Origin of the sequence: Synechococcus sp. CS-1329, from assembly GCF_025128055.1 — a bacterium.
Lineage (GTDB): Bacteria > Cyanobacteriota > Cyanobacteriia > PCC-6307 > Cyanobiaceae > Regnicoccus_A.
The window spans coordinates 1-24,678 of record NZ_JAHLYS010000045.1 but is presented as its reverse complement, the minus strand read 5'-3'; the positions used below and the strand labels follow the sequence as shown (position 1 = coordinate 24,678).

General features: G+C 63.4%; 36 protein-coding genes and 6 pseudogenes. 29 read left to right on the top strand and 13 right to left on the bottom strand.

Annotated features, from left to right (window positions below):
- Positions 1-367: 367 nt before the first annotated feature.
- From KQ304_RS11860 to KQ304_RS11830, 7 genes and pseudogenes are all read left to right on the top strand, one after another.
- Positions 368-847, top strand: coding sequence for an ISAs1 family transposase (locus tag KQ304_RS11860; RefSeq protein ID WP_259737395.1), 480 nt, complete (start codon positions 368-370; stop codon positions 845-847).
- A gap of 137 nt (positions 848-984) precedes the next feature.
- Positions 985-1,272 carry a type II toxin-antitoxin system RelE/ParE family toxin gene (locus KQ304_RS11855; RefSeq protein WP_259737270.1) on the top strand — a complete coding sequence of 96 codons (288 nt, stop codon included), beginning with the start codon at positions 985-987 and terminating at the stop codon, positions 1,270-1,272.
- Positions 1,182-1,583, top strand: a complete 402-nt coding sequence (locus KQ304_RS11850; RefSeq protein WP_311133906.1) for a HigA family addiction module antitoxin — start codon at positions 1,182-1,184, stop codon at positions 1,581-1,583. Before KQ304_RS11855 ends, KQ304_RS11850 begins: the two co-directional genes overlap by 91 nt.
- A 113-nt stretch (positions 1,584-1,696) precedes the next feature.
- A complete protein-coding gene (locus tag KQ304_RS11845; RefSeq protein WP_259737268.1) occupies positions 1,697-1,957 on the top strand; it encodes a type II toxin-antitoxin system Phd/YefM family antitoxin in 261 nt (86 codons plus the stop codon).
- Between the two features lie 8 nt (positions 1,958-1,965).
- Positions 1,966-2,439 (top strand): type II toxin-antitoxin system VapC family toxin, encoded by a 474-nt coding sequence (locus KQ304_RS11840; protein ID WP_259737267.1) that lies wholly within the window; start codon positions 1,966-1,968, stop codon positions 2,437-2,439.
- Between the two features lie 44 nt (positions 2,440-2,483).
- A pseudogene (locus KQ304_RS11835) lies at positions 2,484-2,660 on the top strand (dTDP-glucose 4,6-dehydratase); the annotation flags it as partial.
- A 170-nt stretch (positions 2,661-2,830) separates the two neighbouring features.
- Entirely contained in the window at positions 2,831-3,166 is a 336-nt protein-coding gene (locus KQ304_RS11830; RefSeq protein ID WP_259737266.1) for a hypothetical protein, read from the top strand.
- A 3-nt stretch (positions 3,167-3,169) separates the two neighbouring features.
- Here the strand turns inward: KQ304_RS11830 and KQ304_RS11825 are convergent, their stop codons facing one another.
- The gene (locus tag KQ304_RS11825) at positions 3,170-3,415 is read right to left on the bottom strand and encodes a FitA-like ribbon-helix-helix domain-containing protein (protein ID WP_259737265.1); all 246 of its coding nucleotides are present in this window, start codon (positions 3,413-3,415) and stop codon (positions 3,170-3,172) included.
- A 202-nt stretch (positions 3,416-3,617) separates the two neighbouring features.
- Here KQ304_RS11825 and KQ304_RS11820 point away from each other — a divergent pair, with 202 nt between their 5' ends.
- Entirely contained in the window at positions 3,618-3,827 is a 210-nt protein-coding gene (locus KQ304_RS11820) for a hypothetical protein (protein ID WP_259737264.1), read from the top strand.
- 60 nt (positions 3,828-3,887) lie between these two features.
- On the opposite strand, the gene KQ304_RS11815 is transcribed toward KQ304_RS11820, so the two are convergent.
- On the bottom strand, positions 3,888-4,277 hold the full coding sequence (locus KQ304_RS11815; protein WP_259737263.1) for a type II toxin-antitoxin system VapC family toxin: 390 nt from the start codon (positions 4,275-4,277) through the stop codon (positions 3,888-3,890).
- Complete coding sequence (locus KQ304_RS11810; RefSeq protein WP_197163563.1) at positions 4,274-4,477, bottom strand: AbrB/MazE/SpoVT family DNA-binding domain-containing protein; 204 nt, start codon at positions 4,475-4,477, stop codon at positions 4,274-4,276. Before KQ304_RS11810 ends, KQ304_RS11815 begins: the two co-directional genes overlap by 4 nt.
- A gap of 163 nt (positions 4,478-4,640) precedes the next feature.
- On the opposite strand from KQ304_RS11810, the gene KQ304_RS11805 reads away from it, so the two are divergent.
- Positions 4,641-5,021: a transposase family protein gene (locus KQ304_RS11805; RefSeq protein ID WP_197163561.1), complete on the top strand. Its 381-nt coding sequence runs from the start codon at positions 4,641-4,643 to the stop codon at positions 5,019-5,021.
- Here the strand turns inward: KQ304_RS11805 and KQ304_RS11800 are convergent.
- Positions 4,960-5,577 carry a Uma2 family endonuclease gene (locus tag KQ304_RS11800; protein WP_197163559.1) on the bottom strand — a complete coding sequence of 206 codons (618 nt, stop codon included), beginning with the start codon at positions 5,575-5,577 and terminating at the stop codon, positions 4,960-4,962. The genes KQ304_RS11805 and KQ304_RS11800 overlap by 62 nt on opposite strands.
- 204 nt (positions 5,578-5,781) lie before the next feature.
- Between KQ304_RS11800 and KQ304_RS11795 the strand changes: the two genes are divergently transcribed.
- From KQ304_RS11795 to KQ304_RS11780, 4 genes are all read left to right on the top strand, one after another.
- Positions 5,782-5,961 (top strand): hypothetical protein, encoded by a 180-nt coding sequence (locus KQ304_RS11795; protein ID WP_197163557.1) that lies wholly within the window; start codon positions 5,782-5,784, stop codon positions 5,959-5,961.
- Between the two features lie 385 nt (positions 5,962-6,346).
- Positions 6,347-6,571, top strand: coding sequence for an AbrB/MazE/SpoVT family DNA-binding domain-containing protein (locus tag KQ304_RS11790; RefSeq protein WP_197163555.1), 225 nt, complete (start codon positions 6,347-6,349; stop codon positions 6,569-6,571).
- Positions 6,568-6,912 (top strand): type II toxin-antitoxin system PemK/MazF family toxin, encoded by a 345-nt coding sequence (locus KQ304_RS11785; RefSeq protein ID WP_197163553.1) that lies wholly within the window; start codon positions 6,568-6,570, stop codon positions 6,910-6,912. Before KQ304_RS11790 ends, KQ304_RS11785 begins: the two co-directional genes overlap by 4 nt.
- Before the next feature lie 462 nt (positions 6,913-7,374).
- Positions 7,375-7,563 (top strand): hypothetical protein, encoded by a 189-nt coding sequence (locus KQ304_RS11780; RefSeq protein WP_197163544.1) that lies wholly within the window; start codon positions 7,375-7,377, stop codon positions 7,561-7,563.
- Between the two features lie 436 nt (positions 7,564-7,999).
- On the opposite strand, the gene KQ304_RS11775 is transcribed toward KQ304_RS11780, so the two are convergent.
- Positions 8,000-8,191 carry a hypothetical protein gene (locus KQ304_RS11775; RefSeq protein ID WP_197163542.1) on the bottom strand — a complete coding sequence of 64 codons (192 nt, stop codon included), beginning with the start codon at positions 8,189-8,191 and terminating at the stop codon, positions 8,000-8,002.
- 418 nt (positions 8,192-8,609) lie between these two features.
- Between KQ304_RS11775 and KQ304_RS11765 the strand changes: the two are divergent.
- A pseudogene (locus tag KQ304_RS11765) lies at positions 8,610-8,732 on the top strand (glucose-1-phosphate thymidylyltransferase); the annotation flags it as partial.
- An 18-nt stretch (positions 8,733-8,750) separates the two neighbouring features.
- A complete protein-coding gene (gene rfbC / locus KQ304_RS11760) occupies positions 8,751-9,233 on the top strand; it encodes a dTDP-4-dehydrorhamnose 3,5-epimerase (RefSeq protein ID WP_370594596.1) in 483 nt (160 codons plus the stop codon).
- On the opposite strand, the gene KQ304_RS11755 is transcribed toward rfbC, so the two are convergent.
- Together KQ304_RS11755 and KQ304_RS11750 are read right to left on the bottom strand one after the other, a co-directional pair.
- A complete protein-coding gene (locus tag KQ304_RS11755) occupies positions 9,224-9,436 on the bottom strand; it encodes a type II toxin-antitoxin system HicB family antitoxin (protein WP_197163540.1) in 213 nt (70 codons plus the stop codon). The genes rfbC and KQ304_RS11755 overlap by 10 nt on opposite strands.
- Positions 9,433-9,573 carry a type II toxin-antitoxin system HicA family toxin gene (locus KQ304_RS11750; protein WP_231595001.1) on the bottom strand — a complete coding sequence of 47 codons (141 nt, stop codon included), beginning with the start codon at positions 9,571-9,573 and terminating at the stop codon, positions 9,433-9,435. The genes KQ304_RS11755 and KQ304_RS11750 overlap by 4 nt, the downstream gene beginning before the upstream one ends.
- Before the next feature lie 127 nt (positions 9,574-9,700).
- Between KQ304_RS11750 and KQ304_RS11745 the strand changes: the two are divergent.
- Positions 9,701-10,645 (top strand): annotated as a pseudogene (locus tag KQ304_RS11745) (dTDP-glucose 4,6-dehydratase); the annotation flags it as partial.
- 74 nt (positions 10,646-10,719) lie between these two features.
- On the opposite strand, the gene KQ304_RS11740 reads toward KQ304_RS11745, so the two are convergent.
- Positions 10,720-10,905, bottom strand: a complete 186-nt coding sequence (locus KQ304_RS11740; protein ID WP_259737262.1) for a type II toxin-antitoxin system HicA family toxin — start codon at positions 10,903-10,905, stop codon at positions 10,720-10,722.
- Positions 10,902-11,111 (bottom strand): type II toxin-antitoxin system HicB family antitoxin, encoded by a 210-nt coding sequence (locus KQ304_RS11735; RefSeq protein ID WP_197163534.1) that lies wholly within the window; start codon positions 11,109-11,111, stop codon positions 10,902-10,904. The genes KQ304_RS11740 and KQ304_RS11735 overlap by 4 nt, the downstream gene beginning before the upstream one ends.
- Before the next feature lie 72 nt (positions 11,112-11,183).
- On the opposite strand from KQ304_RS11735, the pseudogene KQ304_RS11730 reads away from it, so the two are divergent.
- From KQ304_RS11730 to KQ304_RS11705, 6 genes and pseudogenes are all read left to right on the top strand, one after another.
- Positions 11,184-11,474 (top strand): annotated as a pseudogene (locus KQ304_RS11730) (sugar nucleotide-binding protein); the annotation flags it as partial.
- A gap of 73 nt (positions 11,475-11,547) precedes the next feature.
- The gene (locus KQ304_RS11725; RefSeq protein ID WP_259737261.1) at positions 11,548-12,009 is read left to right on the top strand and encodes a hypothetical protein; all 462 of its coding nucleotides are present in this window, start codon (positions 11,548-11,550) and stop codon (positions 12,007-12,009) included.
- Between the two features lie 11 nt (positions 12,010-12,020).
- Entirely contained in the window at positions 12,021-12,152 is a 132-nt protein-coding gene (locus tag KQ304_RS11720; protein ID WP_259737260.1) for an NAD(P)-dependent oxidoreductase, read from the top strand.
- 85 nt (positions 12,153-12,237) lie between these two features.
- Positions 12,238-12,702, top strand: coding sequence for a hypothetical protein (locus KQ304_RS11715; protein WP_259737259.1), 465 nt, complete (start codon positions 12,238-12,240; stop codon positions 12,700-12,702).
- A 188-nt stretch (positions 12,703-12,890) separates the two neighbouring features.
- A complete protein-coding gene (locus KQ304_RS11710) occupies positions 12,891-13,115 on the top strand; it encodes an AbrB/MazE/SpoVT family DNA-binding domain-containing protein (RefSeq protein ID WP_231594677.1) in 225 nt (74 codons plus the stop codon).
- Positions 13,116-13,247: 132 nt separating this feature from the next.
- Positions 13,248-13,415, top strand: a complete 168-nt coding sequence (locus tag KQ304_RS11705; protein ID WP_197163530.1) for a hypothetical protein — start codon at positions 13,248-13,250, stop codon at positions 13,413-13,415.
- A gap of 170 nt (positions 13,416-13,585) precedes the next feature.
- Here the strand turns inward: KQ304_RS11705 and KQ304_RS11700 are convergent.
- A pseudogene (locus KQ304_RS11700) lies at positions 13,586-13,840 on the bottom strand (hypothetical protein); the annotation flags it as partial.
- Positions 13,841-13,882: 42 nt separating this feature from the next.
- Between KQ304_RS11700 and KQ304_RS11695 the strand changes: the two are divergent.
- A complete protein-coding gene (locus KQ304_RS11695; protein ID WP_259737258.1) occupies positions 13,883-14,065 on the top strand; it encodes a type II toxin-antitoxin system VapB family antitoxin in 183 nt (60 codons plus the stop codon).
- A 573-nt stretch (positions 14,066-14,638) separates the two neighbouring features.
- Here the strand turns inward: KQ304_RS11695 and KQ304_RS11685 are convergent.
- Complete coding sequence (locus tag KQ304_RS11685) at positions 14,639-14,941, bottom strand: type II toxin-antitoxin system VapB family antitoxin (protein WP_231594675.1); 303 nt, start codon at positions 14,939-14,941, stop codon at positions 14,639-14,641.
- A 554-nt stretch (positions 14,942-15,495) separates the two neighbouring features.
- Between KQ304_RS11685 and cpsB the strand changes: the two are divergent.
- The 3 genes and pseudogenes from cpsB to KQ304_RS11670 form a co-directional block, all read left to right on the top strand.
- Positions 15,496-15,746: pseudogene (gene cpsB, locus KQ304_RS11680) on the top strand (mannose-1-phosphate guanylyltransferase/mannose-6-phosphate isomerase); the annotation flags it as partial.
- Positions 15,747-16,180: 434 nt separating this feature from the next.
- The gene (locus KQ304_RS11675) at positions 16,181-16,933 is read left to right on the top strand and encodes a hypothetical protein (RefSeq protein ID WP_259737257.1); all 753 of its coding nucleotides are present in this window, start codon (positions 16,181-16,183) and stop codon (positions 16,931-16,933) included.
- Positions 16,934-17,061: 128 nt separating this feature from the next.
- The gene (locus tag KQ304_RS11670; protein ID WP_259737256.1) at positions 17,062-18,549 is read left to right on the top strand and encodes a mannose-1-phosphate guanylyltransferase/mannose-6-phosphate isomerase; all 1,488 of its coding nucleotides are present in this window, start codon (positions 17,062-17,064) and stop codon (positions 18,547-18,549) included.
- A gap of 217 nt (positions 18,550-18,766) precedes the next feature.
- Here the strand turns inward: KQ304_RS11670 and KQ304_RS11665 are convergent, their stop codons facing one another.
- On the bottom strand, positions 18,767-19,072 hold the full coding sequence (locus tag KQ304_RS11665; RefSeq protein ID WP_259737255.1) for a hypothetical protein: 306 nt from the start codon (positions 19,070-19,072) through the stop codon (positions 18,767-18,769).
- Positions 19,073-19,478: 406 nt separating this feature from the next.
- A complete protein-coding gene (locus tag KQ304_RS11660; RefSeq protein WP_259737254.1) occupies positions 19,479-21,392 on the bottom strand; it encodes an exostosin family protein in 1,914 nt (637 codons plus the stop codon).
- 90 nt (positions 21,393-21,482) lie between these two features.
- On the opposite strand from KQ304_RS11660, the gene KQ304_RS11655 reads away from it, so the two are divergent.
- From KQ304_RS11655 to KQ304_RS11645, 3 genes are all read left to right on the top strand, one after another.
- Positions 21,483-22,949: a mannose-1-phosphate guanylyltransferase/mannose-6-phosphate isomerase gene (locus KQ304_RS11655; RefSeq protein WP_259737253.1), complete on the top strand. Its 1,467-nt coding sequence runs from the start codon at positions 21,483-21,485 to the stop codon at positions 22,947-22,949.
- Complete coding sequence (locus KQ304_RS11650; protein ID WP_259737252.1) at positions 22,949-23,293, top strand: cupin domain-containing protein; 345 nt, start codon at positions 22,949-22,951, stop codon at positions 23,291-23,293. The genes KQ304_RS11655 and KQ304_RS11650 overlap by 1 nt, the downstream gene beginning before the upstream one ends.
- Positions 23,294-23,625: 332 nt before the next feature.
- Positions 23,626-24,402: a hypothetical protein gene (locus tag KQ304_RS11645; protein WP_259737251.1), complete on the top strand. Its 777-nt coding sequence runs from the start codon at positions 23,626-23,628 to the stop codon at positions 24,400-24,402.
- The last annotated feature ends 276 nt before the right edge of the window (positions 24,403-24,678 follow it).

Below are 24,678 nucleotides of genomic sequence, written 5' to 3'. Positions count from 1 at the left end.
GCGGGAGTACTGCTTCGCAGAAGCCGTGGGCTACGGCCAGCTGCTACAGGCCTGGATGATCCGTCAGATCCCAGGTGGCGCCGAGGGTGTGGACCAGCTGGTGTGCGATGGCAAGACCCTGCGCGGCTCTGCGATCGAGACAGAAGAGGGTGGTCACCGCTACGGCCTCCGGCCGACTGCGTCAATGTCGCCCAGGTCACGGTGTAGGCCCGGGCCATCGGCGTCGCCCTGGCGCAGAAGGCCTACGACACCACCGAATCCAACGAGCGCGCTGCCCTCAAGGAACTGCTGAGCAGCCTGGATCTCGATGGTGTGCTGATTCAGGCCGTAGGCGCAGCCTTCTCCGAAGGAGTAGGGCAACCAAAAGATCCTGCACCGCCAGATCCGCAGCCAGTTCCAGGGCATGCGCAAGATCCCTTTCACAGCAACGGATGACGAGAAACGGCATGGCCGTGACACCACCTGGACGCTGAGGGCCAAAGAGGCGCCGGATCACATCAAGACGAACTGGCCCGGTTGCAGCTGGATCGTAGAGGTGATCACTACCGGTACCCGCAAAGGAAAGCAGGTCACGCCAACCCACACCTTCCTCACGAGCCTCCGCACCGCCCCAAACGCGTTACTACGACTGGTGCGCCAGCGCTGGAGTATTGAGAACGAGTGGCCTTGGGTCCGCGACGTTCAGCTGGGCGAGGACGCCCATCGCTACGCCAACCGGGTCGGTGCACCGCTGTTCTCCTTCCTGCGTACGGTGGTGATGAACCTGTTGCGCCGGGCTGGGTACCGCTCGGTTCATGCCGGCCAGCAGGAACTCGCCCATGACATCTCCCGGATGCTGGCGCTGTGAGGACCGGGGACGCCAGGGAGCGAGGCTTGGTAAGACTTTTAGGCAGCCCTGACTTGCCACCGTGGACGTTGCTTGCGTGACGCCACGCGAAACCAGTGCCGCCCGTTGCGCAACGGGCTACGATTTGGGTTGGCTGAGTGGGGCTGGTGATCCAGGATTTCCGGCACAAGGGGCTGCGCCAGTTTTTCGAAACCGACAGCACCGCAGGAATTCAGGCATCACTGGCGCGCAAGCTGCGGCTGCAACTTGCAGCGCTGCACTCAGCAACCCAGATCGAAGACATGGATTTGCCGGGCTATCGCCTGCATCTGCTCAAGGGAGCAGACAAGGGCCGATGGTCGATCTGGGTGAACGGCAACTGGCGGATGACGTTTGCCTTCCGCGATGGCCACGTGTTCGATCTGGATTTCGAGGATTACCACTGATGACACCTAATCACCTGACCCAGATGCACAATCCTCCCCACCCTGGGGAATTCATCGAGGGGGTTTATCTGGAGCCTTGTGGACTTTCGATGCGGCAGGTGGCTGAGCGGTTGGATGTGTCTGCATCCACCCTTCAGCGGCTGATTGCGGGCAAAAGCCGGGTTTCACCCGATATGGCGCTGAGGCTCTCGCGGGTGCTGGGGCGCAGCGCTGAAAGCTGGTTGATGCTGCAGGACAGCCATGACCTCTGGCAGGCCCGTCGTCGCCTGGATCTCTCAGCGCTGACTCCAATGGAGCTCACTGAGGCATGAGGGTGCTGCTCACCGGCGCCGCCGGCCAGCTCGGCCAGGCCCTGCGCCAACTCTTGGGGGCGGCCTTGGGAGCGCTGCCATTAAGCTAGACAGATCAGCTAGCCAGCTTTGCCATGGATGCTACGTGGACTTTGCAGGACGCCAAAAATCGTTTCAGCGCGGTGGTGGATGCGGCGGCCCGGGGAGAGCCCCAGAGGGTGACCCGCCGCGGCAAATGGGTGAGCGTGGTGCTCTCCGCCGAGGAGTACGCGCGGTTGCAGCGCCTCGAGCGGGCCAGCGCGCCATCGCTGGGCGAGTTGCTGTTGCAGATGCCGCAAGACGACGAGGTCTTCGAGCGGTTGCCACTGGCGCCAAGGGAGTTTCCGTGTATCTGATCGACACGATGGTGCTTTCCGAGTTGCGATTGCGCCAGCGCGATCCGGGCGTGGTGGCCTGGATCAGCAGCCAGCGGCAGGAGGATTGTTTTCTGAGCGTGGTGAGCATCGCAGAGATCGAGTGCGGCATCGCCCGCAAGCGCTCGAGCGATGCTGCATTTGCCTCGCAGCTGGCTGAATGGCTGGATCAATTGTTGCGGCTGTATGGCGATCGGCTGCTGCCAGTGGATGTGGGGGTGGCGCGCCGCTGGGGGCTGCTCTCGGCGGAGATCGGCCATGACGGTGCTGATCTGCTGATTGCCGCCACCGCGCTGGAACGGGGCCTCACGGTGGTGACGCGCAACCTGCGGCATTTCGCCCCAACGGGAGTGGAGACCTTGAACCCCTGGATGCAGGAGCCTGCGCCAGGAGCAACCCCATGCCCACCGCCAGCCCACCCGTCGTCTCCGCCCTGCTCGCCGGCCGCCGCCGCATCCTGGTGACCGGCGGCGCCGGCTACGGCCTCCGGCCCACTGCGTGAACATCGGCGGTGCGGAGCCACTGGGAGCAACTCCCCGACGAGCGCCAACAACGCTTCCGCTTCCACCACATCTCCACCGACGAGCTGTTCGGCTCCCTGGGCGAGAGGGGGCGTTCCTCGGAAACCACGCCCTACGGCCCCTGGCAGTGCCCCGAGAAGCTGATCCCGCTCTATGGCGATGGCCAGAAGTGCGCTGGTATCTGGAGCAGCAGGAATGCTGCCGTCAGGTGAGCGAGCAGGGCGGCTCAAGCGGCGGCCGGCTGCCTGGGTGAACAGGGCGATCGGCTGACACCCGAGCAAAAACGCGAGATCTTCACGGCGATTGGACTAGCCTGGATGAAAGGGTTGATTGCATGAACCCCTCGCGGCTGGTGGCAAAGCAGGTCGGCGTGAGCGGCCATATCTCCCTTGGTAAGGAATACACGGGGCGCACCGTGCTGATCGACAGCAGCGAGCCTGGCGTGTGGGTCATCAAAACAGCTCAGACCATTCCAGATTCTGAACTCTGGCTCCATCAGCCGGAAGCCTCTGCCCGGCTTGATCGGGCTTTTCTGGCCATAATCGAACCACCCAGCGCTGCTGATCTCGATGCGCATCTCGCGCAGCTGCCGGGCTGTGGGAACGGCGGGGTGGGTGAGTCCGGCGCAGCGCCCGCAGTGCCACCGAGGCAGCGAGCACAACGGCCGTAGGCATCAGCGCTCCCGATCGGCACAGATCAGCGCTTCCGGCGACTGAGGCCACTGCAGCGCCGGCTGCTGTTGCCAGCGCTGTGCGATCCGCTCGAGGGCCTGCTGTCGCCGTTGGCGAGGATCACCACCAGCGAGGGCCTCCAGATCGGCCAGGGCCTGTTGGCTGAGGCTGCGCTTGTGGGCACGGGCCCGGCGCTGAAGAAGGATGTGCAGGGGTTCGGGAAGGTCGCGGATCTGCAGGGATGGCATGGATCGCGCATAGCAGTGCTTCCTTCAACATACTGAGAAGTCATGCAAATTGAATGCCTCCATCAGAATGCGCGAAGGGCAGAACAGCGGCAACAGCTGAGCCCTGCATGCGGGCCAGGCACCAATCGATGCGACCGCCGGACCGGACGGCATCAGGAGGTGGGGGAGGGTCGAGCACCGGCTGCTGATCGGCAGCCTCGATGTGGCGCCCACGTTTCAGCACAACCAGGTGCAGCCCTCGCTGGGCTGGCCCCTGGTTGAGATGGGGCTGCAGCGGGGGAATGCGCCGCTGATCCTGCGGGGCTTCGCCGAGGACTACGAACGGCTCAAGCGGCTCGATCAGGGCAGTGCCCCATTCCTGGGCGCGTTGCTGTTGCAGATGCCGCAGGACGCTATTGATTGTTTTGATTGACACGGTCGTCAGCAGAGCAGTGCGTCAGCAGAGAAACAGATCAGGTCAGCGCTGCTCTGATCAGGTGATCAGATCGATCCACTCCACGTCGGCGATGCCGCGAAAATCGCTGTCCATGGTGTGCAGCCTGGCCTGGCGATCCCTGGCTGTGGCCAGGATGATGCTGTCTGCCATTGGCAGCTGCAGGGCATGGCTGAGCTGGGCTGCCGCCAGCGCAAGCCGGCTGTCGAGATCCACCACCTGGCCGCGCTGCATCACGGCGGCCGCCTGAACGGCCTGAGCCTCCCCGTGTTCGCGCAAGACCCATTTGAACACCTCAAAGATGCTGATCGAGGCCACCACAAGGGAGCTTTCGTCTGCCATCAGGGCCAGGAAGCGCTCGGCCTGACCACCATTGGTGAACACCTCGATCCAGCCCGAGGAATCCACCACCACCCGCGTGGGCGTCACAGGCGATCACCCTCGCGCTGGAAGGTGTTCTTGCCCTGCAGAAAACCGCGCAGAGCCTCTGGAGACTGGCTGGGCACAAGCTCAATGCGCCCCGGCAAGGCGATCACCTGAAGGGTCTGCCCAGCCCTGAGGCCGAACTGTTCGCGGACCCGCTTGGGAATCACGACCTGGAACTTGGGGGATACGGTTGTGACATCCATCGCAAGGCCGTCATACCATCTGCAGATCGATCCTAGTCCGTTTTGCGGCAGCCACCGGATTCAGCAGAGCCCCTCAGGAGCCAGGACTGATTCAAAGTGTGTCACAAGCTTTCTGGCCTGGGCTGCAAGCATGGGTTGAGGTCGGCGGAATCGCGCCCTTGCTGTGCCCGAAACCGCTCTTCCTGCAATCGCTCTTCCCGCAATCGATCTCGACCTGATCAGCTTTCTCAAGGCGATTCCGGACGCGCGGATGTGGCGTGGGATCCGCATTCCGGCCTGGTCTCTGCTGCTGGTGGCGGTGCTGGGAATCCTGAGCCGTTGCCAGAGCCTGCGGGATCTGGAGCGTTTTGCCATCCGCCACCACAGCGTGTTGATCGAGGCGCTGGGCATCGAACTCAGGAGTCCGGCCTTTGCCGATGAACAGATCGCGGCGATCGCCGCCACGCAGGAGCTTGGATGCCAGCCCACCAGCGAGGTCATCGTCAAACAGACCAGATCTCGTCGAGTTGGAGGGTCAAGCCCGGTAGTTCAGGCGAAGCCGTGAGCACAGTGGGATTGTGCAGCCGCTGGGGATCACCGGTCGCATGCCACACCTCAACCGCGCGCTCTTCCGGCAAGAGCAGCCAGCCCAGCCGGGCACCATTGCGCTGATAAGCAGCCATCTTGGCTCGCAACAACGTCACGCCGCGGGGGCCCTCGTCGCTGGGGCTGGCCAGTTCAACCACCAGGACGGGGCATAGGGGAGCGAAGCGTCGACGCTCATCCGGGCTGAGAGCCTGCCAGCGCTCCAGGCGGACCAAGGAGGCATCGGGGCTCACGACCGATCCGTCGGGCAGCCGAAAGCCTCCAGAGCTCTCAAACACTTTCCACGCGCCATTGGCCTTGGCGAATCGTTGCAACTGAAACAACAACTCACTGTTCCGTCCACTGGTCTCACTACCAGTTGGGGGCATCGCGATGACACGGCCATCCGCGGTTAACTCAAGCACCGCCTCCCGATTTTCAGCGCACACCAGTTCGAACTGCTCTGGGGTGAGGCGCAGCCCTGAAGGGAAGTTCAGCGGCAACACACCCGAACTCGGGTTGGTGGTGAGCGTCATCGCTGCTGGCTGGCTCTCTGGCCACGCTAGCCGCAACGCGCTGCACAGTGCCCACACAGCCGGGCAGATCGGGCAGCCGGGCCTTCGCCTGATTCCGCAGGATCGCGCAAAGACCAGCTCCGCCAGAAGCTTGATCGGTTGCACGGGCTCTCAGGGCCCGGCACTGGATCTGGAAGCGATGGATCCGGCGCTGTTGGCCAAGCCATGACCCTGCCTGTGGCTCTGGACACCAACGTCTTGGTGCGTCTGCTGGTGAACGACGATCCCGCCCAGGCCGAACTGGCCGCTGCTCTGATTGATGCCAGCTCGGCCTGTTTTGTGCCGATCACGGTGGTGCTTGCGATTCGCCACCTGCATCTTGAGCAGGACAATCTCGTGAGGTAGGCTCTGGATGTCCACCGTCAAGGCATGGACTTCGCTGATGCCCTGCAGCTGAATCTTCAGCCTCCCGTGAAACATCCTTGAGGACTGTGCGGGGACCCAACTCAACTGGTGCCGGTTGCGGGCGGTGCCTGAGAGGAGGAATCGGCAAGGAAACGGATCGGGCTGAGCCTAGGGAACCGGCGCTTCGTTCTCTGCCATGACCGTAGCGACGGCAAGCCCAGATCGATCCACTGATAGTACGTCAGTACAAGGAGTGAATGCATCCGTGATTTCACGGAGTGGCCCCAAGCGCTCGGCCTGTTCGACCATGGTGTAAGCCCGCAAGGACGCCTTACGACAAGGAGGGATCTGGCCTAAGGTGAGGCCAGGGACTGGTTGGCCACCGATGGACGTCGCCACACTCACCGCCAAGGGGCAGGTCACGGTGCCGAAGGCCGTGCGTGAGGCCCTGGGATTGCGACAGGGCGACCAGCTCAGTTGGGAGCTGGAGGATGGCTCGGTGCGGGTGCGAGCGGTGGCGCCATTGGATCTGGCCTATCTCCAGGGGCTGGACAGCAGCCTGAGCGATTGGAGCAGCCCGGCGGATGAGGAGGCGTTCCGCGATCTGTGAGCGCCCTCGAGAGGTACACGGTGGTGCGGGTGCCGTTCCCATTCACGGATCGGCAGGACCAGAAGCAGCGGCCGGCGTTGGTGCTCTCACAGCCTGGCTTCCAGCGAGGCTGTGGCCATCTGCTGCTGGCGATGATCACATCAGCGCGGCAATCCTCGTGGCCCCTCGATTGGCCCCTTGAAGATCTCAAGGCCGCAGGCCTGCCCCAACCCTGCCTGGTGCGCTTCAAGCTGTTCACCCTTGATGAGCGATTGGTGTTGGGGGGCCTGGGCGCTCTGGCCGCCGCTGATTGCGCCGGTGTGTCGGCCCAGCTGGGCAAGCTGCTGCCCTCCAGGACCTGAGCGATGCCACGCCAACATTCTGCGATAGACATAAACATGCTACGGGGGTTATCGGGGTCGCTGCCAATCGCCTCTGCCGTATCGGCAGACTTCAGCCAAGCTCAGGATTCAGACGGCTTGATCTCTTCCATCAACACGGCCAAGGCTTCACTCAGCTGGAACCGGTTGAGGGCGGTGTCTGAGAGGAGGAATCGGCACTGAGCAACAAGGCAACTCATTCTGAGAAGACTTCGTCTACGAGCCTGGATTCGAGATCGGCGAGCCGCTTGTTCTCTCTCTCGAGCAGCTACGGCTTCGCCGGCCTTCGGCTACGTTCGCCTCTCGCTCTCGAGCGCCCTGATCTGCGCATCGATCGTTGGATGCCAGTTTAACTACTCCTTCGGAGAAGACTTCGTCTTCGCCAACCAGCGCCGCCACGGCGACAAGGAGGACAGGAATTCCGATTTGCTGATTGACGTTGAAGTGGATCCCGAGGAGATCGACATGGCTGTAGGAGGTCAAGAACGTGATCAGAACGACCAGGCAGCCGCCGACAAGGGAGGCAGAACCAGCGCGATCAAGGAAAGGAAACGGATCGGGCTGAGCCGAGGAAACCGGCGCATCGTTCTCTGCCATGACCGTAGCGACGCCAAGCCAAAATCGATCCACTGATAGTGCGTCTGTATCATGAGCGCATGCATCCGTGGTTTCACGGATTGGCCACGTGACTGCCAGCAGCGGGCAGACCCGCTCATCAGGTTGCAGAGGGGTTCGTGCAGCGGTGATGAAGGTGTCGGGGGACTAGCGCTGCCAGAGGCGGCGAGCAGCTGGGGCCGGCGGCGCACTGCTTGGTGAGCTGGGGGATGGCCATCACAGCCTGGGCGTTGTCGGGCAGGAAGAACAGGGCGTCGTCCCAGAGCAGGCGGGGGCCGGGGGACGGGGGGGCGGAATGTATCCGAGAGGATGATCGGAATGGCGCCGGAGCCGATGGCTTCCCAGAGGCGGATGGTGTTGGGGCCGGTGACCATGGCACGGGGATCCTCCGCGTGGAACCAGCCGTCGTTGCCATGGATCAGAGCGCCGAGCTGGCCCGCGAGGCTGCTGAGAATCAGATCACGGAAGTTGCTGAGGTAGAGGCGGGGAACTGCCATTCGCCGTTGAAAGCCACCAGCCCTGGCTCCAGCACCGTCTCACCGGAGAGCTGAGCGGCCATGTCCACGAGGTCGGCATCGAGATGCAGCAGGGCCGTCAGGATCGGGCGCGCGATGGCCTCACGGTCGAGCGGACGTTGCACGAGCACCACCACTTCCGCCTGAGACCAGCGGCGCGCCAGCCAGAGGGCGGAGCTGCCCAGACAGGGAGTACCAGTCGAAGCTCAGGCGGTGACGGGAGCGTGCGTGGCTGGGCTTGAGGCTGGTGGAGGCCCCCCCGGCAGGGGATGAAGGCGTTGGAGCAGCGAGAGGGCCGTGTGCAGGCCAGGGTGTTGGGGTGCCAGGGCGAGGGTGTCACCGGTGTGATGACGCTGAGCAGGCGGGCTGGAGATCGGTGTGGCAGAAGCCGTCACCTTTGAACAGCAACGGTTCAGCGAGCCACTTGGCCAGGGCGTAGGACAAACAATCGCCGAAGTTCAGCCCAGCCCGATGACGTCCTTGGCCATAACGACGGAAGGCCTCGCGATCGAGTTCAGCCTGTTCACGATCCAAGGGAAGCCGAGGAGTGAGGTGGCCTGGCGCCAGGGCTGGATCAGCGATGGGCAGCTGGAAGCGCTGGCCACACCGCTACGCAAGAGTGGTTGTGGCAGCTACCTGCTGCAGCTGTTGGAGACGCCCCATGCAGGTTGAGCCGCTCAGCACCGCCAGCTGTTTGGCGACGATCGCGGCTTCTTCTACGAGAGCTGGAACCAGCGCCGCTTTGATCAGGCCGTGGGCACAGCCACCACCTTTGTGCAGGACAACCACTCCCGCTCCAGCCGCGGCGTGCTGCACGGCCTCCACCACCAGCTGGAACCCGAACCCCAGGGCAAGCTGGTGCGCTGCACGGCTGGGGCGATCTTTGATGTGGCGGTGGACCTGCGCCGCAGCTCAGCCACCTTTGGCCAGTGGGTGGGGGCCGAACTCAGCGCCGCCAACCAGCAGCAGCTGTGGGTGCCGGTGGGCTTTGGCCATGGCTTCCTCACCCTGAGTGAGACGGCTGAGGTGCTCTACAAGGCCAGCGGCTTCTGGAGCAAAAGCTGCGAACGCTCCCTGCGCTGGCTGAGAAGGATGCCGCCGCCCCCAGCTTTGCCGAGGCCGTTGCCGCCGGGGAGGTATTTGCGTGATGAGGGCGGTTCCGGTTATACCTGAACAGTGGCCACACTTGAGCGCACGAGCGGCTGGGGCTCGGCATCGGCTCTCAGGCCTTCCAGGTGAAAGGCAATGGCTTCTCGAATCTCAGCCAGTACAGCATCGCGAGATGCGCCGGTGGCCACGCAACCTGGAAGATCAGGAACGTAAGCCGAAAAGTTGTGATCGGCTTCCTCGATCACCACGGCAAACGATTGGCTCATGGCAGGGGCACTCCGGATTGCTTGGCAATACTTTTGAGGGTGCCTGGCGCGAGATCGTCGCTGGGCTTTCCAGCAACTGTAACGCGCCCAGGCCTTTGGGGATGTTTGAACTGCCTGTGGCTCCCCCTTGTGGCCACCAGCACCCAGCCCGCAAGCTCCAGTTGCTTGATCACCTCGCGGATCTTCACACCACAAGTGCTGCTGGTCTCGAGGGTCAGTGTTGCCCTTTGTGGCTGCGCTTGGCTTCCGTGCGATCACGGAACTCTGAGAAGGAGGCCCAGCCATGAAGATCCTGCTGACACTGGGGGGGTGGTGCGCCGCTTGCTGACAGACAGCGACGCCCTGGTGTTCAACCTCGACAAGTGCGGCTACGCCAGCGACCTCACCAGCATCGAGGCGCTGCCCCAGGCGGCTGAGCGCCACACCCTGCTGCGGGTGGACCTCACTGACGCCGAGGCCACGGCAGCGGCGGTGCGGCAGGCCGACCCCGACCTGGTGCTGCACCTAGCGGCCGAAAGCCACGTCGACCGCTCCATCGAGGGGCCCGCTGCTTTCATCGGCAGCAACGTGAGCGGTACCTTCCAGCTGCTGCAGGAGGTGCGCGCCCACTGGGAAGGCCTGCCTCAGGAGCGCCAGGCTGGCTTCCGCTTCCACCACATCTCCACCGATGAGGTGTTCGGCTCCCTGGGCCCCTCGGGCCGCTTCTCGGAAACCACCCCCTACGACCCGCGCAGCCCCTATTCGGCCAGCAAGGTCGCCAGCGACCACCTGGTGAACGCCTGGCACCACACCTACGGCCTGCCGGTGGTGCTCACCAACTGCTCCAACAACTACGGCCCCTGGCAGTTCCCCGAGAAGCTGATCCCGGTGGTGATCCTCAAGGCCGCCGCAGGCGAACCGATCCCCCTCTATGGCGATGGCGCCAACGTGCGCTACTGGCTCTACGTGGACGACCATGCTGACGCCCTGTTGCTGGCAGCCACCCAGGGCCAGCTCGGCCGCAGCTATTGCGTGGGCGGATCCGGTTCAAATGGAACAGCCAGCGAGCGCACCAACAAGCAGGTGGTGGAGGCGATCTGCAGTGCGCTCGATGACCTGCTGCCCGCTGGTGCCCCCCACAGCCTCCTGGTCACGCCGGTGACGGATCGCCCTGGTCACGACCGGCGTTACGCGATTGATCCAACCCGGATCAGCAGCGAGCTGGGCTGGTTGTTGCCATCAGGGTCAGCGGCAAGGGCAACCGGGTGATGACCTCCCCCGATGGGATCAGTTGGACAGATGGCTCAAGGCCGGGGGATTCCCAGATCGGAACAGATCTTGCGCACGAGAAGCTCCTTGATGTCAGTGTGCCTGGGGATGGCACTGCGCCTGTTGAGCTCGGGCTGGTGCCACCAAGAGTGGTTGCCGCCTTCTCGCAAGAGGGTGCAGCCGTGCTGGCTGAGATGGCGCAGCAGATCCCTGCGTTTCACAGGGCCAGCGCCAGCTCCTCGTAGGAGCTGCCTGCAGCAGCACGGGCTTCGGCGCGGTTCATCTCCAGGGCTTCCTGCAGCACCGCCTTCAGCGCAACCACCAGCCGTTCACGGGTTCGTTCCTGGGCATTCACGCCCGGCACCTCTTCCACCCAGCCGATCCACCAGTCGCCGTCCTGCTTCACAACAGCGGTGTAAGCGCTCACGCCCGCAGCCTCGCTTGGATCAAAAGCTTCCAACACACCCTAGTCAGCCCGTGACAACAGCAATCCTGATAGTTGATCGCCACCAGCCGCAGCGGTGAAGGAGTCGGTGGCCAAGGGCTCCTGGCTCTGGATCTCGCCGATGCCGCCGCCTGCCGGGCTGCTGTGCTCGAGCACCGCCCCGACTGGGTGCTCAATGGTGGCGCCTACACCGCCGTGAACGGCGGCGCGCCGCGGGCCTTCGCGGAAGCGCTGGTGGAGACGGGCGGGCGGTTGCTGCAGGTGAGCACGGATTTCGTGTTCAACGGCCAGCAGGGCAGCCCCTACCGGCCCGAGCAGGGCCGTGATCCCCTCGGCGCCTACGGCCCACCAAGGCTGTGGCCGTGGCTGTGGGCGAGCTGGCCAAGCGCCCCAGCTATTCCCTGCTGGAGGCGGTGGGATGAGCTCAACCGCGATAGAGCTCAGCCATCTCTGGGCTGTTGAACAGGCTCAGCAGTCGCTGGAGTTTGCGGCGATTGCCTGCGGAGGGGTCGAGCTGGAAGGCAAGTCGGCCTCGATCAAGTCGAGCTCGGAGTGCATCCAGCTCAGCAACGCGAGCTCTTTCTCGAGCTGCATCCTGCGCTGTTCGGCGGCGGGATCGCGCCGCCAGTTGAGCATCCGCAAAAACGAGCGGAAGGGAGAGAGCGATGAGCCAGACGCCCCATTGCTGCTGGAGCGGGAGAGCTCGTTCTGGGAGGTTGATGTGGTCATAGGAAGAAAACAGAGCAATCAGGCCAACAACTGTTCCAACGACGGCTTCCAGCAGGGCATTGCCATCGAACCCCAGCCGCCACCAGGGCGGCGGCGCATCCAGATCCCGACAACCACCAGCTTAGTACACCAGTACTCCACCACGCCTTGATCGCCTCGCCCGTGCCTCCAGCCAGCCCCAGGCCCATCACCCAGCTGCGGCTGCACCGCGAGCCCGGCGCCAGCGGCCAGTCCCTCGGGGTGGTGGAAGATCAGGTGGGCTGCCCGCCCAGCGCCGCAGCTATTCCCTGCTGAATTGCTCCTCCAGCCGCCGCCGGGCCCTCGGCCTGTCCCCAACCCCCTGGCGACAGGCCCTGCGGCAGTTGTTGGAGATGGTGATATGACCTCAGCCGCGATAGAGCTCAGTCAGCTCAGAGCAATTGAGCAAGTACAACAGTCGCTGGATTTTGCGGCGATTGTTGGCGGAGGGGTCGACCTAGAAGGCAAGCCGCCCTCGATCATGTCGAGCTGGGAGTGTATCCGGTTGAGCAATGCGAGCACTCTCTCGACCTGTATCGAACGCTGTTCAGCGGCGGGATCGCGCCGCCAGTTGAGCATCCGCAACAACAAGCGGAAGGGAGGGAGCGATGAGCCAGACGCCCTATTGCTGCTGGAGAGGGAGCTGGCGGCGGGGGAGGGTGACGTGGACATCGGAGGAAAAAGAGCGATCAGGCCAACGACGTTTCCAAACACGAATTCAACGAGCGCCTTGGCGTCGAAACCCAACCGCTACAAGGAGCCTGTCGCGCATAGGTCACCCGCAGCCTCTCCACAGACCGCCATGAAGCTGCTCAGATCCTTGTGACTGCAATGGATCTGGGCGAGAGAATGGGGCATGCACAAGCGCAAGTCCTTCCGCCCCTGGCAGCCTGAGCAGACCACACTGCTGCCGCCATCACCCTGTGACTGGCTCTCGGATGACCACCAGCGCCTCCCGATCGTAGCGATCCATGACTAAAAGTAAGAATTCCTTACCAAGTGAGGCGGGTGGTGATGGTGCTGGCGAAGCGCACCAGCAAGAACCAGCTCACCCTTCCCAAGGCTGTGGTGGAGCAAGCCGGCGTCGCCGACTACTACGAGGCGGCTTGTGAGAACGGCCGAATTGTGCTCACCCCGGTTCATCCGGGAGGCGCCATCGCCGTGCGCACGCGCCTTGCGGAGATGGGGATCACGGAAGCGGATGTGGCCGACGCTGTGGGCTGGGCACGCCAGGCGTGACAGGCGATGCCATCAGGCCCGTACTGGCGGGGCCCACAGCCCGTCAGCTGATTCGCGTGTTGGCCGTGGTGTGAGAGCTGGTCGGGCGACATCCTCCCCAGTGGCTCTTCGATTCGTGACTCTCATGATCAGGTGTTCCTGGATCTGGCGCTCACCGCAGGGGTGGCGCTCCTGGTGAGCGGCGATGCCGACCTGCTGGCCGTGAAATCGGCTCTCCCGTCGCTCTTGATCCTTTCGCCTTTGGATTTTCAGAGCTGGCTTGGCACGCCGTCGGGGGGGACGGGATCGGACACGGGTTGACCGGCCTGGGCTGAACGGCCATTCGCCCAGACCCCAGCCTGCCGCCCCCTCCCCTCCCCGTACCCCATCCGCCTGCACAGCCGCCGCAGCCCCCCAGAGCAGAAGGATCGCAGGGGAGGTCGAGCGCCTCGCAGATTTGATGGAACACGGGCGCGGGCACCACCTGCGATGCCCTCATCGAGCAGATCACGGCAGATGGTGATGGAGGGCGCCACTCCTGCGGAGAAGCCCGCGGCTACGCGGGGTGTCGTTGGTATCGGCCTAGTAGACGCAGTCGGCCGGAGGCCATCGGTAAAGCCGAGGATGGCGAGACCCTTGCCGCTGACGGTGCCAAAGAGGTTGGCCACCACCTGCTGCCAGTAGGCGGCCACCTCACTGAGGCCGTAGTGGCGGCAGAGGTAGACGAGGTTGAGGATGTCCTTTTTGGAAATGACCGGAGCCTCTTGGATGGAATTCAGCGCACCACAGTGACGCTCGACGATGAATTGCTGGCCAGAGCCGAGCAGCTGTGCGGCCACCTGGAACGCAGTGGCTTGCTCAAGGAGGCCCTGCGGGCCCTGGTGCAGCGCGAAAGTGCGAAGCGTCTGGCCGCACTTGGCGGCAGTGAACCGGCGCTCGATCCGATCCCCCGTCGCCGGAGCGCCGCTTGATCCTCGTCGACACCTCCGTCTGGGTGGAGCATCTGCGCCATGGACTTGCCCGCCTCGCCACGCTCCTGCAGGAGGGCGAGGTGCTGATCCATCCCTGGGTGATCGGCGAACTGGCCTGCGGCCATCTGCGCAACCGCCATGAACTGGTGGTCCGTGGACCGGCGCCTGGCCGAACTAGCCCAGGAGCAAGGGCTGGCGCAGCAGGAGCCAAAGCCAGAGCAGGAATCAGGGGCATGAAGCAGCTTCCGCCACAGCCGGTGCCGGTCGCCGCCACCGGTGTCATGACGCTGAGCAGGCGGGCTGAAGATCGGTGTGGCAGAAGTCGTCACCTTTGAGCAGCAACGGTTCAGCGAGCCACTTGGCCAGGGCGTAGGACAAACAATCGCCGAAATTCAGCCCAGCCCGATGACGTCCTTGGCCATAACGACTGAAGGCCTCGCGATCGAGTTCAGCCTGTTCACGATCCAAGGGAAGCCGAGGAGAGAGAGCACTGTTCTGCTGCGGCGATGGCCTCGTTGAAGGCGTGGCGCTCCGGTTCGTTCTGCAGGATGGCCAGAACTGCGGATGAGTGGGTCACCAGCAGGTGGGCAGGCCCATGGGGTCGTAGCCGAGGATCTCTTCTGCGCTGCGACGATCGCTGATCGGCCGCCCAGCACAACGTAGGGCGATCTGGTCGAGCCGGTTGACGAGGCTGGCTTGCCGATTCGCTGTGGTGTGGCTCTGGCGCTGCAGGCGCCGCAACCGCTCTTTCAGGGCCAGGATTACGGCGGCGGTTTTGGTTTCGCCCGCGAGGGAGGCCACCTCAGCGGCGAGGCGGCTGGCTTCGGCGTTGCGGATGTTGAGGGCCACGGCTGGAGGCGTGTAGACAGCGCTCAATTCGTGTAGACCGATCAACTCGACCTGGCTGAGGAACACCTGCAGCTGGCGGGGCGGCTTGGCTGGGCAGTGATGGTTTTGTGCGGGTTCGGGTGGTGCCTGAGAGGAGGAATCGGCACTGAGCAACAAGGCAACGAGGACAGGAATTCCGATTTGCTGATTGACGCTGAAGCGGATCCCGAAGAGATCGACATGGTTGTAGGAGGTTAAGAACGTGATCAGAACAACCAGGCAGCCGCCGACGAGTGAGGCCTAGCCGACGCGACCGAAGAAGGGAAACGGATCGAGCTGAGCGGAGGAAACCAGCGCTTCATTCTCTGACATGACCGCAGCGAAACCAACCCCAAGCCGATGTGCAATAGTATGCCAGTATTGCTCGTACTTGCATCCGTGGTTTCACGGAATGGCCCCATGAGGCGTTCCAAGAGCGGGCACCAAAGGACCCACTACCTGCGGCGAGGAGAGTGTCGGCGATGAAGGTGCCGTGGGCATAGCGCTGCCACAGCCGGCGCCTCCAGACACGATTCGCGCTTGAGCCTCACGCAGGGGGTGCAATCGCCCGCTTCGTGGAAAAGCCCGATCTCGCCACGGCCAATCAGTTCCTGGCGGAGCTGGAGCGGGAAGCCTTCACCAGGCGCCCGAGCGTGGCGCTCGATGTGGCCGTGATAGAGCGCATGGGCCTGGGCAATGTGCTGCAGAAAAAGGTGATCAGCGAAGGCGCCCGCAACTGCTACCTGCGCAGCGAACACCGGCTGGTGGATGGTCTGGCGTGGAGGATCTGGTGGTGATGGCAACTGACGATGCTGCAACAGCGCCTGGTTGAAGCTGGCCTCGCTTCTGTTGGCGGGGATGGATTGGGTTGCCTACCAATAAAGCCCAAGGAAGTTGCCGCGCCAGATGCCGGTTTCGGGAGAGGCAGCAGGGCAGCCATTGTGAGTGGGCGAACCCAAGCAACAGGGCGCAGCACGGTTTAGGGGAACACACTGCAGCACATCGAAGTCAATTGAGGTGTGCTTCAATCGTCGCTGGCATGATTGAGCGATGCAATCCCACCCCCGCCGCCAGGAAGCCATCAGCCGCTGCCTGGATGGGGGCCAGCGGCCTGCGGATGTGGCCAGGGATGTGGGGGTGTCGGCCACCACGGTCCGCGCCTGGCTGAAGCTCGGAAGGCTGGAGCGGGAGCTGGAGGCGCTGCGGGCGGAGCTGGCCAGGCAGGCGCCAGCCCGCGCGAGCCGGCCGATGGTTCGCACCCTGCACCACCTGGCCTGCACAGGGGGCACGGTGATCAGCAAATGCCTGGCGGCCATGCCACATGTGGCCCTGGTGAGTGAGGTGAATCCGCTGAACCGGCATGGCGGAGACTTCCAGCCCAGCAATCCACTGTTGCTGCTGGAGCGGGGCTACCGGCAGCTCACGATGAGCGAAATCAGGAGCCATTTTCTGGCGGTGATGGCTGAGATGATGGCGATTTGCGAGCGGGATGGTGCCGTGTTGGTGCTTCGGGATCACAGCCATTCCGATTTCTGCCGTGGAGACCAGGCCGCTGCCCTCACCCCTGTTCGTGAGTTTCTGGCTGGGGAGTATCAGCTGGCATCGGTAGCCACGATCCGTCACCCGTTGGACAGCTTTCTGTCGCTGGTGGCGATTAACTGGCACACACAGTTTGTGCCGAGCAGCTTGAATGAGTATTGCCATCGCTATTTACATTTTCTCGATAGCTATGCAGATCTGAACTTGATGAAGTACGAAAACTTCTGTCAGGATCCTGATATGTTCATGCAAGAGCTCTGCAGAACGCTGGATGTTTGCTACCACCCCACCTACCGGCAGCGGTTCGGTGGGGTGAACCTGAGCGGGGACAGTGGCCGAAGCTCAAGCGATCGCATTGAGCCCCGCCCACGACGCGCCATTCCTGATCACGTGGCCGCTGAGATCAGATCCAGCAGCGCGTACCAAACGCTGCTGGAGCGGCTGGATTACATGGATGTCTGAATCCCGGATCTCAGCTGGATCCGCTGTTCACGAGAGCTTGCCGCAACCATGAAACGTAACCAGGAGTACCAAGGCTCCAGCAGATGGCGTGTTGACTGCGCTTCATCAAGCGTTGCATCAGTGCCGTCGTGACCCCCGCCGTCCCCCTGGTGCCCGTGATCCTCTGCGGCGGCACGGGCACCCGCCTGTGGCCCCTGTCGCGGGCCAGCTACCCCAAGCAGTACTGGGCCCTGGCCGGCGACGGCGAGGAGACCCTGTTGCAGCAGACCCAGCAGCGCCTGGAGGGGCTGCCTGGCTTGGCGCCGCCGTTGTTGATCTGCAACGAGGGCCACCGCTTCATCGTGGCCGAGCAGATGCGCCAGATCGGTGTGGAGCCGGCGGCGATCCTGCTGGAGCCGATCGGCCGCAACACCGCCCCGGCGGTGGCGGTGGCGGCCTTGCAGGCCACCGCCAAAGGCGACGACCCGCTGCTGCTGGTGCTGGCGGCCGACCACGTGATCCGCGATGCCGCCGCCTTCCGCGCCAGCGTGGAGGCCGGGCGGGCAGCGGCGGAAGGGGGCCTGCTGGTGACCTTCGGCATCGTGCCCACGGGGCCGGAAACGGGCTATGGCTACATCGAGGCCGCCGAACCGCTGCGCAACGAGGCGCCGGTGCCGATCGCCCGCTTCGTGGAGAAGCCCGATCGCGCCACGGCCGAGCAGTTTCTGGCGGCGGGCCGCTTCACCTGGAACAGCGGCATGTTCCTGTTCCGCGCCAGCGCGATCCTGGCGGAACTGGAGCGGCTGGCACCGGAGGTGGTGAGCAGCTGCCGGGCGGCGCTGGATCAGGACACGGCCGATCTCGATTTTCTGCGGCTGGAGCGGGAAGCCTTCGCCGGCTGCCCGAGCGTGGCGCTCGATGTGGCCGTGATGGAGCTCACGGGCCTGGGCACGGTGCTGCCGCTGGAGGCCGGCTGGAGCGATGTGGGCAGCTGGAGCGCCCTGTGGGAAACGGCCGATCAGGACGCGTCCGGCAACGTGCTGCGGGGGCGGGTGATCAGCGAGGACGCCCGCAACTGCTACCTGCGCAGTGAACACCGGCTGGTGGTGGGCCTGGGGGTGGACGACCTGGTGGTGGTGGAAACCGATGACGCCGTGCTGATCGCCCATCGCGAGCGGGCTCAGGACGTGCGGACGATCGTGCGGCAACTGGAGGCGGTGGGGGCGCGTGAGGGCAGTGCCCATCGGCGCATCTACCGGCCCTGGGGCTCCTACGACGGCATCGTCGAGGGCGAGCGCTGGCAGGTGAAGAAGATCGTGGTGAATCCCGGCGCCAGCCTGTCGCTGCAGATGCACCACCACCGGGCTGAACACTGGGTGGTGGTGCAGGGCACCGCGGTGGTGGAAAAGGATGGGGTGGAGGAGCTGGTGGGCGAGAACCAGAGCACCTACATCCCCCTGGGAGCGAAGCACCGGCTCACCAACCCTGGCAAGATCCCGGTGGAGATGATCGAGGTGCAGAGCGGGCCCTATCTGGGTGAAGACGACATCGTGCGGTTCGAGGACCGCTATGGGCGCACGGAGAGCGGTCCAACAGAGAACGACCAACTGCGCGATCGTTTGGTGAGGGCTCAGTAAACCGGCATTCTTTACCCCGGCTCAGCGGAGGACGCGCTATTCGCGGCAAGCGGGCAGGCTGCTCATCAGGTTGCAGCGCGGTTCATGCAGCGGTGAAGACGGGGGAAGCCAAAGTGTGCTGGCCCGCTGAAGACAGAGAGGCCGATCAGGAGTACCCAGAGTGAACCTCAGGATTCAGACGGCTTGATCTCTTCCATCAACACGGCTAAGGCTTCACTCAGCTGGAGCCGGTTGAGGGCGGTGTCGGCGAGGAGGAATCGGCACTGAGCAACAAGGCATCGAGCTTGGATTCGAGATCGGCGAGCCGCTTGTTCTCTTGATCGAGCTGATTGATCTCTTTCTCGAGCAGCTTCGTTCGCCTCTCGCTCTCGAGCTCTCGCCTCTTGCTCTCGAGCGCCCTGATCTGCGCATCGATCGTTGGATGCCAATTTAACTTCGCCAACCAGCGCCGCCACGGCGGCAAGGAGGACAGGAATTCCGATTTGCTGATTGACGTTGAAGCGGATCCCGAGGAGATCGACATGGCTGTAGGAGGTCAAGAACGTGATCAGAACGACCAGGCAGCCGCCGACAAGGGAGGCAGAACCGGCGCGATCAAGGAAAGGAAACGGATCGGGCTGAGCCGAGGAAACCGGCGCTTCGTTCTCTGCCATGACCGTAGCGACGCCAGGCCCAAACCCTCAGTAAATAGTATGTCAGTACCATGGGCGCATGCATCCGTGATTTCACGGAGTGGCCCCAGGCGTCTGCCAGCAGCGGGGAGCGAAGAACGCGCTACCTGCGGCAAGCGGGCAGACCGCTCATCAGGTTGCAGAGGGGTTCGTGCAGTGGTGATGAGGGGGGCAGCCAGATCGTGCTGGCGCCCCTGAACACCGACAGGCCGATCAGGAGTGCCCAGAGCCAGAGGAGCCGGGGCCTGCCAGGGAGGATCATCCGCGGAGTCCGTCGATCAACTCAATGATGTCGGTGATGAAGGTGTCGGGGGAATAGCGCTGCCAGAGGCGGCGCAGGCCGGCGCGCTTGGCGGCGAGCAGCTCGGGGTCGGCGGCCCACTGTTTCGCGAGTTGAGGGATGGCCATCACCCCCTGGGCGTTGTCGGGCAGAAGGAACACGGCGTCGTCCCAGAGCTGGCGGGGGCCTGGCGGGCGGAAGGTGTCGGAGAGGATGATGGGTATGGCGCCGGAGCCGATTGCTTCCCAGAGGCGGATGGTGTTGGGTCCGGTGCCGGAGGGGCAGAGGCAGAAGACGGAGCGCCGCAGGCTGTCGATGTAGCGATGGCGCTGCTCTTCTGGGCCGGTGCCCATGGCACGGGGATCATCTGCCCCAATCCTGCCCGTGATCTGTACGCCATAGACGAGATCCTCGTAGAACCAGCCGTCGTTGCCCTGGATGAGGGCGCCGGGCTGGCCCGCGAGGCTGCTGAGAATCAGATCACGGGAGTTGCTGAGGTAGAGGCGGGTGGAGTGGGCACCGATGAAGCTGTAGAGGATGTCGCGGCTGGGCTCAGGATCTGTTGGCTGCTGCCACTGCACCGCGAAGAGCGGAAAGGGATGCAGCCGCAGGGCAGGATCGGCAGCGAAGATGGTGGTGTGGGGCCAGAACACATCGGTGATGCCGGCCCGCTCGAAGATCCAGCGGTGTTGAAGGAAGAAGATCTGCTGGCAGACCGTGATCCGCCGGCTGGCTCCCTGCAGGTGGGGCAATAGCCGATCAAGCTCCGCTAGCAGGGCCCGCCCCTTGGCGGTGCCGTTGTTGAGGTGATCGATCAGGCTCGCCCAGGGGAAGCCCACATAGAGCACCCCATCCACCGGATTGGGGCGCTGCCGCATCAACTGGAAGGCCCGCTGCTCGGTGATGGCGGGGAACTGCCATTCGCCATCGAAGGCCACCAGCCCTGGCTCCAGTACCGTCTCACCGGAAAGCTGAGCGGCCTCACTGGCCTGGGGGGCCGGAGCTGCCGGATCAGCCACGAGATCGGCGGCCGCCAGTTCCACCAGGCGAGGCCGGTGGAAGGCCACCAGCACCGAGCCACTGCGCAACGTTTCGTAGCCGAAGGCAGCAAAGGCGTGGTGGTAGGGCTGGGGCAGGGTGCGCCCCTGGGGATCGGCGGCCAGGCCGCCCCGAATCAGCACGACCGGGAACTGGGGCAGCCAGAAGGCTTCACCGCTGAAGAGCGCGGCCATGTCCACGAGATCGGCATCGAGATGCAGCAGGGCCGGCGTGTGGGTGGTGGCGGGGAGGAGTTGATCCAGCAGCGCCAGGGACGGCAGGATCGGGCCCGTGATCTCGGAACCCTGCGCTTCCACAAAGCGCACGTTCGTGCCCGCAACGGCTGCCGCGATGGCCTCACGGTCGAGCGGACGTTGCACGAGCACCACCACTTCAGCCTGAGACCAGCGGCGCGCCAGCCAGAGGGCGGAGGAGGCCCGGGTGGTGCCGGCATCCACGATCAGCGGAATGCGGGAGCTGCGGGTGATGTTGTTGAGGGCATGCTGGAACTGCCCAGACAGTGAGTACCAGTCGAAGCTCAGGTCCCCCAGCCGGTCGGCCGCCTGTAGTTCACGCAGCTGGGCTGCATCAGCGGGCGATGGAAGCGTGCGTGGCTGGGCTTCAGGCTGGTGCAGGCACCCCGGCAGGGGATGAAGGCGCCGCAACAGAGAGAGGGCCGTGCGCAGGCCAGGGTGTTGGGGTGCCAGGGCGAGGGCACGGCGGTAGAGATGGAGAGCGTGGGGCCACTGACCCTGCCTCCGCTCCCGCTCGGCCTGGGCGATCAACTGCTGAAGATTCGGGTCGAACACCGCTGGCCGCTGGCTGGCGCTGCGCATCACGGCGAGGAAAGCCACACGAGCACTGGCCAAACGTAACCAGGAGTACCAAGGAACTAGCTGATGGCGTGTTGACTGCACTTCATCAAGCGTTGCATCGGTGCCGTCGTGAACCCCGCCGTCCCCCTGGTGCCCGTGATCCTCTGCGGCGGCACGGGCACACGCCTCTGGCCCCTGTCGCGGGCCAGCTACCCCAAGCAGTATTGGGCCCTGGCCGGCGACGGAGAAGAGACCCTGCTGCAGCAGACCCAGCAGCGCCTGGAGGGGCTGCCCGGCTTGGCGCCGCCGTTGCTGATCTGCAACGAGGGCCACCGCTTCATCGTGGCCGAGCAGATGCGCCAGATCGGCGTGGAGCCGGCGGGGATCCTGCTGGAGCCGATCGGTCGCAACACCGCCCCGGCGGTGGCGGTGGCGGCCCTGCAGGCCACCGCCAAGGGCGACGACCCGCTGCTGCTGGTGCTGGCGGCCGACCATGTGATCCGCGATGCCGCCGCCTTCCGCGCCAGCGTGGAGGCCGGGCGGGCAGCGGCTGAGGCGGGCCTGCTGGTGACCTTCGGGATCGTGCCCACGGGGCCGGAAACGGGCTATGGCTACATCGAGGCCGCTGAACCGCTGCGCAGCGAGGCGCCGGTGCCGATCGCCCGCTTCGTGGAGAAGCCCGATCGCGGCACGGCCGAGCAGTTCCTGACGGCGGGTCGCTTCACCTGGAACAGCGGCATGTTCCTGTTCCGCGCCAGCGCGATCCTGGCGGAACTGGAGCGGCTAGCACCGGAGGTGGTGAGCAGCTGCCGGGCGGCGCTGGATCAGGACACGGCCGATCTTGATTTTCTGCGGCTGGAGCGGGAAGCGTTCGCCAGTTGCCCGAGCGTGGCGATCGATGTGGCGGTGATGGAGCGCACCGGCCTGGGCACGGTGCTGCCGCTGGAGGCCGGCTGGAGCGATGTGGGCAGCTGGAGCGCCCTGTGGGAAACGGCCGATCAGGACGCGCAGGGGAACGTGCTGCGCGGGAGGGTGATCAGCGAAGGTGCCCGCAACTGCTACCTGCGCAGCGAACACCGGCTGGTGGTGGGCCTGGGTGTGGAGGATCTGGTGGTGGTGGAAACCGACGACGCCGTTCTGATCGCCCATCGCGACAGGGCCCAGGACGTGCGGACGGTGGTGCGGCAGCTGGAGGCGGTGGGGGCGCGGGAGGGCCGCGCCCATCGGCGCATCTACCGGCCCTGGGGCTCCTATGACGGCATCGTGGAGGGCGAGCGCTGGCAGGTGAAGAAGATCGTGGTGAATCCCGGCGCCAGCCTGTCGCTGCAGATGCACCACCACCGGGCTGAACACTGGGTGGTGGTGCAGGGCACCGCGGTGGTGGAAAAGGATGGCGTGGAGGAACTGGTGGGCGAGAACCAGAGCACCTACATCCCGCTGGGAGCGAAGCACCGGCTGAGCAACCCCGGCAAGATCTCGGTGGAGATGATCGAGGTGCAGAGCGGGCCTTATCTGGGCGAGGACGACATCGTGCGGTTCGAGGATCGGTATGGGCGGACAAGTCATCTGCCCCAAGCCATGTCGACGAGCCAATGATGAATCACACCAGAATCACCCAGATCGGCGATGGTTTTGTTGAGGGTGTTTCCCACAATCCGGAGATTTCCAAACAAGTGCTGTTGCGTGCTGGATTAATCAATCATCTGCAGCAGCTGGCGATAGCAACGCTGCATCCCGATCAGCAGACGATGAAGCACATTCATGAAGATCTGGATGAAGTCTTCGTTGTCCTCAGCGGATCTGGAGTTGCAGAGATAGACGGCCAACAATGCGCGTTGATCATTGGCAACTGTGTACACATCCCTCCGGGCTGCCTACATTCCTTCAAGAACGACGGCCAAGGCGCGCTTGTACTTCTGTATTTTGGGATTGGCCGGTAGCTAGGAAGTTTCTGCGAACCAATGGCTTTTAATGCTTTTGAGTTCAGGGATAATAAGATTTGAGCACCTTGCTGTCCTCATGGTCCTTCACGATTCGGCAGCAGCTCGGCCAGGCTCAGCAGGAGCTCCGGCAGGCTAGTCAGTGGCAGCAGCGTGCGTTTAGCCAGCCGCAGCAGCGATTGGCTGTGGTATCCCGTGATCGTTTGCAGCTTGTCTCCAGGCATTGATCTGCGAGTGTCAAGCTCGTAGCTGAGAAAAGAGGCTCATCCTTCCGGGGAGGCTGGGTGGTAGACAGGAACCGCGAGCGTGCTTTATGATAGAGCCAAATAGTGATGGATGTGAACCCCTCTCTTCTCCTTGACCTAGTACGCGGTCGCGACTTGCTATCGCGCTTTCGAGCGGATCCTTCTAATGCCCTTTGCATTGACGCCTTTCCTAGGTCTGCTAATACATATTCAACTTATTTAGCCGCCCTTCTGATCTACTTTGAAGAAGTAGGCAAGCCTGACATCTCAGTTCTGGAAAGCGGCTTCAAGGCTGAACACGGTCTTCGTACTATTGTTTCGAAAGTCATCATTCAAGAGCGTTTTATACATCATCAGCATGATCCCATCCTGTATCGAAGGCTCGTTTCTGGCAACATTAAAGGGATAACCATACTCAGAGATCCTTCTGGTGCATTTACTAGTTTATCTCGCTACTATGATTCACAAAAGGAGGTGTTTGCAGAAGTCTCCTGCACGTATGGCGATTGGCTGGACATTATCAATGACCTTCATAGCAGAGATAACTTTAAACCTCTTCTTTTTGAGGAAATCTGCGCACAGCCAATGGTGCTTGCAAGCAGCCTGCTCGACCTTGGCCTAATTAATTCTTGCCCCAGCAAAGCAGATCTAGCTGTATATTCCACATATATTAAGGAGCTAATCAAGGAGACTGACAAGCTCCAGCATGGCAATGCTTACAAGAATAGGTGTGCCATACCACTTCCTGGGAGGCAAGATGCCCTCCCAGAAGAGGGGCCTCATCCTGGTGTCGACCTTGATAATCTATGCAATCAATATAATATGGCAAAAGAATGCCTGCTAAACTTGGAGGCTCAAAGGTAATGTGTCCTTGCGTCTCAGAGCTGTGAATATTCCTAGCCACAGGCAACAATGCCTGGGTTGTTTTCACCTTTGAGCCTCCAGCACTTAAGAAGTCCTAGGGAAACTCTGATCAAAACGGCTTAATCCAAATAACCTAGTCTCATTCTCGCCAATGAGACGATACTGAGCAGGTTTTGCCCGCTTTTTGCTCAGAGCAGTCCTTGAATAGACTTCGGGTAGTTTCCACCATGCTTCTTGGCCTGATCTCTGGATGATTATCGATATTTTAGACACACT

What these genes read in the sequence shown, in the direction of transcription:
- KQ304_RS11840 (WP_259737267.1), top strand. Translation starts at nt 1,966, where the DNA reads ATGGTGCTTTCCGAGTTGCGATTGCGCCAGCGCGATCCGGGCGTGGTG.
- KQ304_RS11710 (WP_231594677.1), top strand. Translation starts at nt 12,891, where the DNA reads ATGGTGCTGGCGAAGCGCACCAGCAAGAACCAGCTCACCCTTCCCAAG.
- KQ304_RS11650 (WP_259737252.1), top strand. Translation starts at nt 22,949, where the DNA reads ATGAATCACACCAGAATCACCCAGATCGGCGATGGTTTTGTTGAGGGT.
- KQ304_RS11675 (WP_259737257.1), top strand. Translation starts at nt 16,181, where the DNA reads ATGGTTCGCACCCTGCACCACCTGGCCTGCACAGGGGGCACGGTGATC.
- KQ304_RS11665 (WP_259737255.1), bottom strand. Translation starts at nt 19,072, where the DNA reads ATGTCGATCTCCTCGGGATCCGCTTCAACGTCAATCAGCAAATCGGAA.
- KQ304_RS11800 (WP_197163559.1), bottom strand. Translation starts at nt 5,577, where the DNA reads ATGACGCTCACCACCAACCCGAGTTCGGGTGTGTTGCCGCTGAACTTC.
- KQ304_RS11795 (WP_197163557.1), top strand. Translation starts at nt 5,782, where the DNA reads ATGACCCTGCCTGTGGCTCTGGACACCAACGTCTTGGTGCGTCTGCTG.
- KQ304_RS11825 (WP_259737265.1), bottom strand. Translation starts at nt 3,415, where the DNA reads ATGCCATCCCTGCAGATCCGCGACCTTCCCGAACCCCTGCACATCCTT.
- KQ304_RS11645 (WP_259737251.1), top strand. Translation starts at nt 23,626, where the DNA reads ATGGATGTGAACCCCTCTCTTCTCCTTGACCTAGTACGCGGTCGCGAC.
- KQ304_RS11725 (WP_259737261.1), top strand. Translation starts at nt 11,548, where the DNA reads ATGAGCTCAACCGCGATAGAGCTCAGCCATCTCTGGGCTGTTGAACAG.
- KQ304_RS11810 (WP_197163563.1), bottom strand. Translation starts at nt 4,477, where the DNA reads ATGGATGTCACAACCGTATCCCCCAAGTTCCAGGTCGTGATTCCCAAG.
- KQ304_RS11755 (WP_197163540.1), bottom strand. Translation starts at nt 9,436, where the DNA reads ATGAGCCAATCGTTTGCCGTGGTGATCGAGGAAGCCGATCACAACTTT.
- KQ304_RS11790 (WP_197163555.1), top strand. Translation starts at nt 6,347, where the DNA reads ATGGACGTCGCCACACTCACCGCCAAGGGGCAGGTCACGGTGCCGAAG.
- KQ304_RS11715 (WP_259737259.1), top strand. Translation starts at nt 12,238, where the DNA reads ATGACCTCAGCCGCGATAGAGCTCAGTCAGCTCAGAGCAATTGAGCAA.
- KQ304_RS11845 (WP_259737268.1), top strand. Translation starts at nt 1,697, where the DNA reads ATGGATGCTACGTGGACTTTGCAGGACGCCAAAAATCGTTTCAGCGCG.
- KQ304_RS11850 (WP_311133906.1), top strand. Translation starts at nt 1,182, where the DNA reads ATGGTCGATCTGGGTGAACGGCAACTGGCGGATGACGTTTGCCTTCCG.
- KQ304_RS11830 (WP_259737266.1), top strand. Translation starts at nt 2,831, where the DNA reads ATGAACCCCTCGCGGCTGGTGGCAAAGCAGGTCGGCGTGAGCGGCCAT.